We start from the raw sequence: 11,897 nt of genomic DNA on the forward strand, positions 1-11,897 counted from the left end.
CGGCTCATGGCCGGGGCAGCGCGGCGGCGCCGGCCTCCGGCTCGGCCGCCTGCCCGGCGGCGTCCGCGTCCGCGCCCGTCGCGGCGCGGGGCGCGGGGGCCGAGCCGTCCCGGTCGGCCGGGACGGCGTCGGTGACCCGCGGCAGGCTCTCGGTCACGGCCTCGGTCGGCACCGGGGCGGAGATCTCCGGCCCCGGTGCGGCGGCCGACGCGGGCGGGACGGTGACCGCGCCCAGTACGGCCGCGCCCCGGCGCGACAGCTTGGCCACCGCGGCGGTGAGCGTGTCGTGGCGGGTGCGGCCCAGCTCCACCACCAGGACGGCGGCGTCGGCCGCGGCGGCCATGGCGGTGGCGTCGGCGCGGTCGGTGGTCGCGGCGGTGCGCACCACCACGTAGCGGGCGCCGGCGCGGAACTTCTCGATCAGCCGGGTCATCGCGCCGCGCTGCACCAGGTCGGCGGCGCGCGCCCGCTGCCGCCCCGGGCCGATCACCCGCAGCGCGGGCACCTGCGCGGGCCGCCGCTCGACCTCGGCCGGGTAGGCGGCGGCCAGCAGCAGCTCGGCCAGGCCGGGACGGTCGCCGTCGTCGTCGGGCACGGTGAGGTCGGCCCCGACCAGCAGGGTGTCGTGCCCGGTGCGGGCCAGCGCGGCGGCCAGGTTCAGCGCCACGGCGTCGGCCGCGCCGCCCGGACCGGTGCCGGTCACCAGCACGACATGCGAGCCGCTGCCCAGGGTGGCCGCGACCGACAGGCCGAGGTCGTGGTAGCCCTGGCCGGTCCGGCCGTGCGGCGACAGCGGCCCGGTGGCGGCGACGGAGCCGGGCGGCAGGTCGAGCAGCACCGGCAGGCCGACCCGCCGCTCGACGTCCTGCGGCCGGTGCACCGAGCGGTCGCGCCGGTCGGTCCACCAGGCCAGCGCCAGCCCGGCCAGCAGCCCCGTCATCAGGCCCCCGCCCAGCCACAGCACCGGCACCGGGCGGCTGGGCGCCTCGGGCGGCCGTGCGGCGGTGATCACCCGGCCCGGCACCAGTTCGGCGGTGGCCAGCGGGGTGATCTGGTCGCGCAGCGCGGCCACGTCGGTGCCGAGCACCTGGAGCTGGGTCTGGGCGCGCAGCAGGTCGGCCGAGCCCGGCGCCGCCTCGGCCGCGCGCTCGCTCCAGGCGTCCAGGTCGTCGGTGCGGTCGGTGATCTCGTTCTCCAGCGCCCGGATGCGGCTGCGGACCTGCCGCTCTCCGACGTCCAGGCGCTGCTCCAGGTAGCTCTCGGCCAGCGCCTGCGCCCCGTCGCGGGCCCGCTCCGGGGTGGGCGCGGTGTAGGAGATCTCCAGCACGGTGCTGTTGGGCGGCACGGTGACCGCGGTGCCCTCGCGCAGCTCGGGGTAGCCCACCCCGCCGCCGAGCGCCGCGATGGCGCGCTCGCCCACCTCGGCGGAGGTGACCAGCTGCGCCTCGGTGTCCAGGTTCACCTCGCCGGCCCGCCCGGCGGAGGGCCCGGTGGCCGGCGTCGACGTCGCCATGGCGTCCACCTGCACGGTGCTGGTGGCGGTGTAGGCGCGCGGCAGCACCGCGAAGACCGTCCCGGCCACCGCGAGCCCGGCCGCCAGCCCGCCCGCCACGATCCACCACCGCCGCCGCAGCAGCGCGGCGTAGTCACCCAAGGTCGTATCGGCGGGCCCGGCCGCCGAGGCCGCGTCCGGCGGTTCCCCCATCGACACCCTCATCAGCCCCTCAGACTTCCGACGACTCTGTGCGATTAGTGACCATCTAATCACCTTGAGTAGTTGTTCGAGGGTCTCTTCGGCACGCGTCGTGTGAGGAGTGCGGGATCGGTAGCGGGAGGTGCGGATCGGTCGCAAAAGATCTGCCACCCGTTTACGAGTATCGTTTTAGCGCAATGCGTAGACTCCACATATGAGCGTGGCGAGCGTCGAACCCCTGCCAGACTGGGTAATCCCTCCGCCGGGTGGATTCACCGCTGACGCCTTCTTCGAGCTGAAGGGGCTGCCCCGGCACACCGAGCTGATCGACGGGAGCCTCGTCTTCATGAGCCCGCGGCAGAAGTGGCACAGCAAGGTCATCGACCTGCTTGTCGCGGAGCTCGACGCGCAGGCTCCGGCTGAGTGCCGTGCCCACCGCGAGATGACGGTCCGCCTGGCAAAGCGCCAGGTGCCCGAGTCCGACGTCGTGGTCGTCACGACCGAGGCATTCGATCGCAGCGAGCCATCGACCTACTATCTGCCCGCCGACGTGCTGCTCGCGATCGAGGCGGTCTCGCCCGACTCCGAGGACCGCGACCGTGATACCAAGCCGCGCAAGTACGCCGCCGCCGGTATCCCGCACTTCTGGCGGGTGGAGTGCGACGATCCCGACTCCGCCGTCGTCTACACCTACGAGCGCGACCCGGCCGGCGGCACGTACGCGCTGACCGGGATCTTCCACGACCGGCTGAAGACCACGGTGCCGTTCCCGCTCGACATCCCGTTGCTGGATGTCAACGCCCGCCGCCGCCAGCCCTAGTCAGCCGTCGGCCGCGACCCAGCCGTCCTTGACCAGGTGGTCGAAGACGCGGGCGACGGCCTCGTCGACGGTGAGGTCGGAGGTGTCGACGGTGAGGTCGGCGTCGGCGGGCTCCTCGTAGGGGTCGGACACGCCGGTGAACTCGGTGATCTCGCCGGCGCGGGCCTTGGCGTACAGGCCCTTGGTGTCGCGGGCCTCGCAGACCTCGATCGGGGTGGCGACGTGGACGAGAACGAAGCCGCCGACCTCCTCGGCCATGGCGCGGACCTCGGCGCGGGTGGCGGCGTAGGGGGCGATCGGCGCGCACACGGCCACGCCGCCGTGCCGGGCGACCTCGGCGGCGACGTAGCCGATGCGGCGGATGTTGAGCTCGCGGTCTGAGCGGGAGAAGCCGAGCCCGGCCGACAGCAGCCGGCGCACGACGTCGCCGTCGAGCAGGCTGACCCGGCGGCCGGCCTCGGCCAGGGAGTCGGCGAGGCCGCGCGCCACGGTGGACTTGCCCGAGCCGGACAGGCCGGTGAACAGGACGACGAGGCCGCGCCGGGAGCGCGGCGGGCGGGCGGCGGCGAGTTCGGCGGCGACCGCCGGAGGGGTGAACCAGTCGGGCAGCGGCTCGCCCGCGTCCAGCAGCTCGGCCAGCTCCTCGGGCCCCGGCTCGGCGCGGACGTGCTCGGGCGCCACCTTCTCGGCCGGGCGCCACACCTCGACGTCGGTGTCGTAGACCCACAGCGGCGGGACCAGCACGGACGGCTGCTCGGCGGCGCGGTCGCCCAGCGGGAGCGGCTGCTCGCTGAGCAGGTGGGTGGCGCCGTAGGCGGCGGCGACCCGGCCGGCCAGCGCGCGCTCGGCCTCCGGCGGCGCGCCGTGGCCGGGCAGCGGCACCACGGCCAGCGCGGTGCCGGCCGGCAGCTCGGGCAGCGCGGCGCGCACCGTGCGCACCAGGGCGTCGCCGGTGGCGACGGGGTGGGCGGCGGCCGGGTTCACCAGCACCAGGACGCGGACCTCGCGCGGCCCGCCGAGCTGCTCCACGGTGTGGCGGAGCTGGGCGATGGCGCGGCGGTGCAGCGGCCCGCCCGCCACCACGGCCAGCACGGCCGAGGCCGTGCCCAGCTGGGCGCGGACCGCCTCGGGGCCCTGGCGCAGCGCGCGGAAGGTGCCGTGCGCGGGCGGGCGGAGGGCGTGCACCGGCCCGGCGGCGCGGCGCTCGCCCGGCGGCCCCCAGCGCTCGGTGACGTCGAGCCGGGCGACCGGGGTGCCCTCGGGGTCGGTGAGCACCAGGCTCGGCGCGTCCGGCTCGCCCTCGGGCAGCCGCAGGGTGATCGCCACCGGCCACGGCGTGCCGTCGGCCAGTCGGCGGCGGGCGCGGACGGCTTCGGCGTCGGCCTCGCCGAGGAAGCCGGGCAGCGGGTAGCCGCCGTTGAGCAGCAGCTCCAGATCCGCGAGTTCGGCGGCGGACGGGGTGTGAGCCGGGAGTTCGCGCAGCTCGTGAGGCAGCATGCCAGCATCGTAGGACGGCCCGCGCGCACGGAGGCGCGCCGATCGGCGCTTTTCCGTGACCCATCCGCTTCCTGGCGAAATGTCAGCGGGCCCCGGGCGTGCCCAGCCGGTTTCGGACGTCCGCAGCCCGCCGCCGAGTCCGCCCGTAAGACGGGAGGCGACCGGGCCGGCGCCGCCGCTACAGCACCCGCGCGTCGCGCTTCTCGCGCTTGCGCAGGACCAGGGTGAACTCGTCGGCGATCCGGTTGCCCGCGCGGTCGGTGCCGCGGCCGAGCGCCGCGGCGAGCCGGGCCGCCAGCCCGGGCACCGGCAGCGGGTAGCGGGAGCTGTGCTGGTCGATGATGTCGAGGTCGCGCACGATCGCGTACGCGCGCACACCGTTGAGGCTGACCACCGGCTCGTACACCGCCGGGCCGCGGTCGGGCGGCCGGGCGCCGTCCCCGGCGCCGGGCCCCTGCTGCGGCGCCTGCGGTTCGGGCTTGGCGCTGGTGGGCGTCGCCACGTAGCCGTCGTCGCGGCCCGTCCTGGGCCGGCCCCCGCGCCCGAGCACGCCGAACTCGGCCGCCCACTCCGTCCAGGTGGTCCGGTCGCCCGCGCCCCGGCGGCCGGTCGGGCGCGGCCACGGCAGCCGGGCGCGCAGCGCCTCGGGCAGCGCCCGGTCGAGGACGCCGTAGCGGGAGTCGCGGTCGTGCGAGCGCAGCAGCAGCAGCCCGCCGGGGCGCAGCGCGGCCACCAGCCGGTCGAGCACCAGTTCCGCGTGGCCGATCCGCTCGATCACGAAGGACGCGTGCACGATGTCGAAGCACCGCTGCCCCAGCGGCACCGTGCGCAGGTCGCCCAGGTGCAGCTCGGCCAGGTCGGTGCGGCCCAGCGCCCGCTCGCGCGGCCCCGGCTCGTCGGTCTCCACCCCCACCACCTGCGCGGCGAGCCGGCCGAGGTCCAGCGGCGGCGCCAGCCCGCAGCCCGCGTCCAGCACGGCCAGCCGGCGGTAGCCGAGGTCCTGGCCGTGGAAGCGCACCCGCTTGGAGAAGGGGTCGGCGCCGCTCGGCCCGGTCGGTGGTCCTGCCACTGCATGCTCCGCCATGATGCAGAGAGTAGCCGCATATGACGCTGAGTGGGCGGCAGCACTCCGGGCGGCACGCTGAGCGGTCGCTCCGACGCGCTCGGTGGCGGCGCGCGCGACCGCGTCCACCGGCGCATAGAGTTGGGCCGGGGGCTCAAACCCGACTCCGAGACCGGGTCGGGATCGCCGTCATCCCCCGGTCAGTGGAGATGAACCTTTCCGGACTGCTGCCCGTCCTCGCCGACGATCCGGCGCTGAACCGCGCCCTTGAGGCCGCCCGCAGCGGCGGCGTCGCCCACCTCGACCTGGTCGCCCCGCCCGGGCTGCGCCCGTTCCTGGTGGGCGGCCTGGCCGCCGACGCCCCAGCGGGCGCCGGCCAGCCCGTGCTCGCGGTCACCGCCACCGCCCGCGAGGCCGAAGACCTCGCCGACGCGCTGCGCTCACTGCTGCCGCCCGACGCGGTGGCGCTCTTCCCCGCCTGGGAGACCCTGCCGCACGAACGCCTGTCGCCCCGCTCCGACACGGTCGGCCAGCGGCTGGCCGTGCTGCGCCGGCTGGCGCACCCCGACCCCGCCGACCCGCTCACCTCGCCGCTGCGCGTCGTCGTCGCCCCGGTGCGCGGCGTGCTGCAGCCGATCGTGTCGGGCCTGGGCGAGCTGCGCCCGGTGCGGCTGCGCACCGGCGACGAAGCCGACCTGGAGGACGTGGTCACCGCCCTGGTCGAGGCCGGCTACTCCCGGGTCGACCTGGTCGAGAAGCGCGGCGAGCTGGCCGTGCGCGGCGGCATCGTCGACGTCTTCCCGCCCACCGAGGAGCACCCCCTGCGGGTGGAGTTCTGGGGCGACACCGTCGAGGAGATCCGCTACTTCAAGGTCGCCGACCAGCGCAGCCTCGACGGCGCCCTCACCGAGGGCCCTGGCGCGGGGCTGTTCGCCCCGCCCTGCCGGGAGCTGCTGCTCACCCCCGAGGTGCGCGAGCGGGCCCGCGAGCTGTCCGCGCGGCACCCCGCGCTCGCCGACATCCTCGACAAGCTCGCCGAGGGCATCTCCGTCGAGGGCATGGAGGCCTTCGCGCCGGTCCTCGCCGACGGCATGGAGCTGCTGCTCGACTACCTGCCCGACGGCGCCTTCGTGGTCGCCTGCGACCCCGAGCGGATCCGCACCCGCGCCGCCGAACTGGTCGCCACCAGCCAGGAGTTCCTGGAGGCGTCCTGGATCGCCGCCTCCACCGGCGGCGAGGCGCCCATCGACCTCGGCGCGGCCGCCTACAAGTCCATCGCCGAGATCCGCGCCGACGCCGGCCGCCTCGGCCTGGCCTGGTGGACCGTCACCCCCTTCTCCGCCGACGAGGGCGCCGCCGGCGCCGCGGCCGACGACGACTCCCTCGTCATCGGCGCCACCGCCGCCGAGGAGTACCGCGGCGACACCGAGCGCGCGCTGGCCGACGTCAAGGACTGGCTGCACGAGCAGTGGCGGGTGGTGCTGCTCACCGAGGGCCACGGCCCCGCCCAGCGGCTGCTGGAGATGCTGCGCGCCGCCGGCCTCGGCGCCCGGCTGGCCGACGACGTCCGCGAGCCGCCGCCGCCCGCCATCGCGGTGGTGTCGTGCGCCCAGATCGAGCGCGGCTCGGTCTGGCGCTCGGTGCGCACCGCCGTGCTCACCGAGTCCGACATCGTCGGGCAGCGCTCCTCCACCAAGGACATGCGCCGGATGCCCAGCAGGCGGCGCAATGTCGTCGACCCGCTCCAGCTGCGCACCGGCGACTACGTCGTGCACGAGCAGCACGGCGTGGGCCGCTACATCGAGATGGTGCAGCGCACCGTCCAGGGCGCCACCCGCGAGTACCTGGTCATCGAGTACGCGGCCGCCAAGCGCGGCCAGCCGGGTGACCGCCTGTTCGTCCCCACCGACCAACTGGAGGAGGTCACCCGCTACGTCGGCGGGGAGGCACCCACCCTGAGCCGGATGGGCGGCGCCGACTGGGCCAAGACCAAGCAGCGCGCCCGCAAGGCCGTCCGGCAGATCGCGGGCGACCTCATCCGGCTGTACTCCGCGCGGCAGGCCTCGCCCGGCCACGCCTTCGGCCCCGACACCCCCTGGCAGCGCGAGCTGGAGGACGCCTTCCCGTACGTGGAGACCCCCGACCAGCTGGCCGCCATCGAGGAGGTCAAGGCCGACATGCGCAAGCCGGTGCCGATGGACCGGCTCATCTGCGGCGACGTCGGCTACGGCAAGACCGAGGTGGCGGTGCGCGCCGCCTTCAAGGCCGTCCAGGACGGCAAGCAGGTGGCGGTGCTCGTCCCCACCACCCTGCTGGTGCAGCAGCACCTGTCCACCTTCGCCGAGCGCTACGCCTCCTTCCCCGTGGTGGTGCGGCCGCTGTCGCGCTTCCAGTCCGACGCCGAGACGCGCGCCACGCTCGAGGGGCTGCGCGACGGCAGCGTGGACGTGGTCATCGGCACCCACCGGCTGCTGTCCAACGAGACCCGCTTCAAGCAGCTCGGGCTGATCATCATCGACGAGGAGCAGCGCTTCGGGGTCGAGCACAAGGAGTACCTGAAGCGGATGCGCACCCAGGTCGACGTGCTGTCCATGTCGGCCACCCCGATCCCGCGCACCCTGGAGATGGGCATCACCGGCATCCGGGAGATGACCACCATCCTCACCCCGCCCGAGGAGCGGCACCCCGTGCTGACCTTCGTCGGCGGCTACGACGAGAAGCAGATCGCCGCCGCCATCCGCCGCGAGCTGATGCGCGAGGGCCAGGTCTTCTTCGTGCACAACCGGGTCGCCTCCATCGACCGCGTCACCGCCACGATCCGCCGGCTGGTGCCCGAGGCGCGGGTGGCCTTCGCCCACGGCCAGATGAACGAGAACCAGCTCGAACGGGTGATGGTCGACTTCTGGGAGAAGAACTTCGACGTGCTGGTCTCCACCACCATCGTCGAGTCCGGCCTGGACGTGCCCAACGCCAACACCCTGATCGTGGACCGCGCCGACACCTACGGCCTGTCCCAGCTGCACCAGCTGCGCGGCCGGGTGGGCCGGGGCCGGGAGCGGGCCTACGCCTACTTCCTGTACCCGCCGGACAAGCCGCTGACGGAGACCGCGCACGAGCGGCTGGCCACCGTCGCCCAGCACACCGAGATGGGCGCGGGCATGTACGTCGCCATGAAGGACCTGGAGATCCGGGGCGCCGGCAACATCCTGGGCGCCGAGCAGTCGGGCACCATCGCCGGGGTCGGCTTCGACCTCTACGTGCGCATGGTCGGCGAGGCGGTCCGCGAGCTCAAGGGCGAGGGCCGCCAGGCCGAGGAGGTCGAGACGCGGGTCGAGTTGCCCGTCAACGCGCACATCCCGCACGACTACGTCGCGGGGGAGCGGCTGCGGCTGGAGGCGTACAAGCGGATCGCGGGCGCCGCCGACGACGACGAGATCGCCGCGGTGCGCGAGGAGCTGGCCGACCGCTACGGCGAGCCGCCCGAGCCGGTCGACAACCTGCTGCGGGTGGCGCGCTTCCGGGTGGTCGCCAAGCGCGCCGGACTCACCGACGTCGTGCTCCAGGGCACCTCCGTGCGCTTCGGGCCGGTGAACCTGCCCGAGTCGGGCATGCTGCGGCTGCGGCGGCTGTACCCCAAGAGCGTGTACAAGGCGCCGACCAGCACCCTGCTGGTGCCCGCGCCCAGGTCGTCGGGCTTCGGCGGCAAGCCGCTGCGCGACATCGAGCTGCTGGACTGGTGCGCCGAACTGGTGCGCGCCGTGCTGCTGGAGCCGGTGGGCGCCGGGCGCGGCACCGCGGGGTCGGGCGCACGGTGACGCGCGCTACCCTGGCAGTCGCATACCGCACGTTCGTGGAAGGAACCGACCGCGTGTTGCCGCACTCCTCCTCCCCGGCGTCCCGTCCGCGGCGCCCGCGCGCCCGGACCCTGCTCGCCGGACTGGCCCTGGCCGCCGCCGGCCTCGCGCTGAGCGCGTGCGGGCCCCAGCAGGCGGGCGCGGCCGCCATCGTGGGCGGCGAGCGGATCAGCACCGAGTCCGTCCGCGCCGACCTCGACGAGATCGCGGTGCTGGCCGAGGAGTCGGGCCAGCAGCTCACCGACGAGCAGCGCGGCCAGCTCTCCGGCGAGGTGCTGCGCCAGCGCATTCTGTACGTGATCGGCGACACCACCGCTGAGCAGGCCGGGCTGGAGTTCAGCCAGGGCGAGCTGGACGCCCAGCTGGAGTCCATGGGCGGCGCCGAGCAGCTGGCCGCCCAGGGCGTGCTGCCCGCGCACCAGGACTCCGTGGTCCGCTTCGAGCTGCTGGTGCAGCGGCTCGGCGAGCAGGCGTCGGAGCAGGAGCTGGCCGCCGTGGTCGAGCAGCTGCGGCCGCAGGCCGAGGCGCAGCTGCTGCCGCAGCTCCAGCAGATGTACGGCGACCAGCAGGAGCTGATCGACGCCGAGATCAATCGCCAGCTGGAGGGCCAGGCCCGCCAGCAGGTCGCGCTGCAGGCGGTGCAGACCGCCGCCCAGGAGATCTCGGTCGACGTCAACCCCCGCTACGGCACCTTCGACCCCGCCACCCTGAGCATCAACCCGGAGTGGAACGCCGTCTCCGCGCCCGAGGAGTCCGGGCAGCCGACGGTGCCCGGCATGGGCGGTGTGATCCCTCCCGATGGCGGCTGAGCCGGATCCGCCCGCGGGCGGGGAGCGCCCCGGAGCCGGCGAGGTCCCCGGGGCGCGGCTGCTGGACCTGGTGGCCACCATGGACCGGCTGCGCCGGGAGTGCCCCTGGACGGCGGGCAAGACCCACCGCACCCTGGCCCGCTTCCTGATCGAGGAGGCCTACGAGACCCTCGACGCCATCGAGGGCGGTGACCCCGACGAGCTGCGCGAGGAGCTGGGCGACGTCCTGCTCCAGGTCGTCTTCCACGCCCGGATCGCGGCCGAGCGGCCCGGCGGCTTCACCATCGACGACGTCGCCGCCGCGCTCAACGACAAGCTCGTCCGCCGCCATCCCCACGTCTTCGCGGGCGCCGAGGTCGGCGGCCTGGAGGACATCCGGGCCAACTGGAACCGCATCAAGGCCGAGGAGCGGGCCGCCAAGCGGCTCGCCGCCCCCGACGGCGGGGCCGAGCCCTCGGTGCTGGCCGGCGTCCCCTTCGGCCAGCCCGCCGCCCAGCTCAGCGCCGAGCTGGCCAAGCGCGCCGAGGCGGCCGGGGTGCCGCCCGAGGTGATGGCCGACGACGGCGAGCCCGGCGGCCGGCTGTTCGCCGCCGTGCTGGCCGAGCGCGGCCGGGGCGGCGATCCCGAGACCGACCTGCGCGCCGCGGCCCGCCGCTTCGACCGCCGGGTCCGCGCCGCCGAGGCCAAGGCCCGCGCCGAGGGCCTGGACCCCCGCTCGCTCAGCCCCGAGCAGTGGCGGGCCTACTGGGACTGACGGCTCAGCCGACCGCGCGTCCGGTGGGCGCGTAGTCGGGCAGCTCGATCGCGGTGGAGGCCCGGTCCAGCGCCGAGGCCAGGCCGTTGAGCCGGGGCAGGTGCGGGAGCAGGCGGATGGTGCGGTCGCGCAGCCACAGCGCGGCGCGGGTGCGCGGCGCCAGCGTCCCGGCCCCCGACAGCGCCACCTTCTGGTTCCGGGCGACGAACCCGGCCATCCGCTCCTGGTAGCGGGCGAAGGCGGCGGCGTGGTCGCCGCCGGCGGCGGCCAGCTCGCCAGCGAGCACGTACGCGCCGACCAGGGCCAGGCTGGTGCCCTGGCCCGACAGCGGCGAGGCGCAGTAGCCGGCGTCGCCGACCAGCGCGATCCGCCCCCGCGACCAGCGGTCCAACCGGATCTGGCTGATGGAGTCGAAGTAGAAGTCGGGTGCGTGCTCCATCTCGGCCAGCAGCTCCGGCGCCCGCCAGCCGACCCCGGCGAAGGCGTCGGCCAGCGCCCGGCGCTGCACCGCCGGGTCCCGGTCGCCGGGCAGCTCGGGCGAGGCGAAGCCGAAGACCGCGTGGGTGGGCGCGCCGCTCGCGGCGCGGGCCGTGCCCACCAGCCGGCCCGGCTCGTTGTGCAGCAGCGTCCAGTGCTCGCGGCCCAGGCGGTCGGGGACGGTGCAGATCGAGATGTAGTAGCCCAGGTGGTGCCGGTACCGCGTCTCCGGGCCGAAGGCGAGCGCGCGGACGCGCGAGTGCATGCCGTCGGCGCCCACCACCAGGCCGAAGCGGCGGGTGCCGCCGCGTTCGAAGGCGACCTCCACGCCGTCTGCGCCCTCGGTGAGGGCGGCGACGGAGTCGCCGAACAGGTACTCGGTCCCGTCGGCGGTGGCCCGGTGCAGGATCTCCAGCAGGTCGCCGCGCGGGATCTCGACATCGCGGTCGCGGCCCGCCCCGGCGAAGACGTCGGCGGACAGTTCCACCTTCGTGGCTCCCGCGGCGTCCACATAGGCGATGCCGCGCATCCGGGTGCGGGCGGCGCGCACGGTGTCGAGCAGGCCCATCCGCTCGGCCACGTCGACGGCGGCCCCGCGCAGGTCGATGCCGTAGCCGCCGGTGCGCAGCCGGGGAGCGTGCTCGACCACGGTGGGCCGGAAGCCGAAGCGTCGCAGCCAGTAGGCCAGGGCGAGTCCGGCGACGCCCGCGCCGGAGACGAGTACGCCAGTGTCGGTCTGGTTCATGTCGGTCCCCCGTGGTGCGGCCGCCGTAGCCCCGCCGTCCGCGCGGTGCGGGCGACGGAAGCGAGCCTACGGAGCCGACTTACCGGCCGTCAAGCAACTTACCGGGCGTCAAGTTGCTTACCGGTCGGCCAGTTTTCTACCGGGCGGCAGGTTTGGCCTCGGGATACACTCGACTCGGCGGACCG

The 11,897-nt window shown here is 75.3% G+C and carries 8 protein-coding genes; 4 read left to right on the top strand and 4 right to left on the bottom strand.

The window, feature by feature from the left end; genetic code table 11:
- Positions 1-4: 4 nt before the first annotated feature.
- Positions 5-1,705: a lipopolysaccharide biosynthesis protein gene (locus tag CLV72_RS02185; RefSeq protein ID WP_170140844.1), complete on the bottom strand. Its 1,701-nt coding sequence runs from the start codon at positions 1,703-1,705 to the stop codon at positions 5-7.
- Between the two features lie 202 nt (positions 1,706-1,907).
- Between CLV72_RS02185 and CLV72_RS02190 the strand changes: the two genes are divergently transcribed.
- Entirely contained in the window at positions 1,908-2,513 is a 606-nt protein-coding gene (locus tag CLV72_RS02190) for a Uma2 family endonuclease (protein ID WP_106238274.1), read from the top strand.
- On the opposite strand, the gene cysC is transcribed toward CLV72_RS02190, so the two are convergent.
- Positions 2,514-4,010: an adenylyl-sulfate kinase gene (cysC, locus tag CLV72_RS02195; RefSeq protein ID WP_106238277.1), complete on the bottom strand. Its 1,497-nt coding sequence runs from the start codon at positions 4,008-4,010 to the stop codon at positions 2,514-2,516.
- A 178-nt stretch (positions 4,011-4,188) separates the two neighbouring features.
- Complete coding sequence (locus CLV72_RS02200; protein ID WP_106238281.1) at positions 4,189-5,094, bottom strand: class I SAM-dependent methyltransferase; 906 nt, start codon at positions 5,092-5,094, stop codon at positions 4,189-4,191.
- Between the two features lie 188 nt (positions 5,095-5,282).
- Between CLV72_RS02200 and mfd the strand changes: the two genes are divergently transcribed.
- Genes mfd through CLV72_RS02220 form a run of 3 tightly spaced genes read left to right on the top strand, consistent with a single transcriptional unit; the run spans position 5,283 to position 10,490 of the window.
- Positions 5,283-8,888, top strand: a complete 3,606-nt coding sequence (gene mfd / locus CLV72_RS02205) for a transcription-repair coupling factor (RefSeq protein WP_106238284.1) — start codon at positions 5,283-5,285, stop codon at positions 8,886-8,888.
- Positions 8,889-8,941: 53 nt separating this feature from the next.
- Positions 8,942-9,736 carry a hypothetical protein gene (locus tag CLV72_RS31645; protein ID WP_146159317.1) on the top strand — a complete coding sequence of 265 codons (795 nt, stop codon included), beginning with the start codon at positions 8,942-8,944 and terminating at the stop codon, positions 9,734-9,736.
- Positions 9,726-10,490, top strand: a complete 765-nt coding sequence (locus CLV72_RS02220) for a nucleoside triphosphate pyrophosphohydrolase (protein ID WP_106238295.1) — start codon at positions 9,726-9,728, stop codon at positions 10,488-10,490. Before CLV72_RS31645 ends, CLV72_RS02220 begins: the two co-directional genes overlap by 11 nt.
- A gap of 4 nt (positions 10,491-10,494) precedes the next feature.
- On the opposite strand, the gene CLV72_RS02225 is transcribed toward CLV72_RS02220, so the two are convergent.
- Positions 10,495-11,712, bottom strand: a complete 1,218-nt coding sequence (locus CLV72_RS02225) for an FAD-dependent monooxygenase (protein ID WP_106238297.1) — start codon at positions 11,710-11,712, stop codon at positions 10,495-10,497.
- Positions 11,713-11,897 lie beyond the last annotated feature (185 nt).

The organism is Allonocardiopsis opalescens, from assembly GCF_003002095.1.
Taxonomy (GTDB): domain Bacteria; phylum Actinomycetota; class Actinomycetes; order Streptosporangiales; family Streptosporangiaceae; genus Allonocardiopsis; species Allonocardiopsis opalescens.

Coding starts and splice junctions, on each gene's coding strand:
- CLV72_RS02185 (WP_170140844.1), bottom strand. CDS start 1,705: ATGGGGGAACCGCCGGACGCGGCCTCGGCGGCCGGGCCCGCCGATACG.
- CLV72_RS02190 (WP_106238274.1), top strand. CDS start 1,908: ATGAGCGTGGCGAGCGTCGAACCCCTGCCAGACTGGGTAATCCCTCCG.
- cysC (WP_106238277.1), bottom strand. CDS start 4,010: ATGCTGCCTCACGAGCTGCGCGAACTCCCGGCTCACACCCCGTCCGCC.
- CLV72_RS02200 (WP_106238281.1), bottom strand. CDS start 5,094: ATGGCGGAGCATGCAGTGGCAGGACCACCGACCGGGCCGAGCGGCGCC.
- mfd (WP_106238284.1), top strand. CDS start 5,283: ATGAACCTTTCCGGACTGCTGCCCGTCCTCGCCGACGATCCGGCGCTG.
- CLV72_RS02220 (WP_106238295.1), top strand. CDS start 9,726: ATGGCGGCTGAGCCGGATCCGCCCGCGGGCGGGGAGCGCCCCGGAGCC.
- CLV72_RS02225 (WP_106238297.1), bottom strand. CDS start 11,712: ATGAACCAGACCGACACTGGCGTACTCGTCTCCGGCGCGGGCGTCGCC.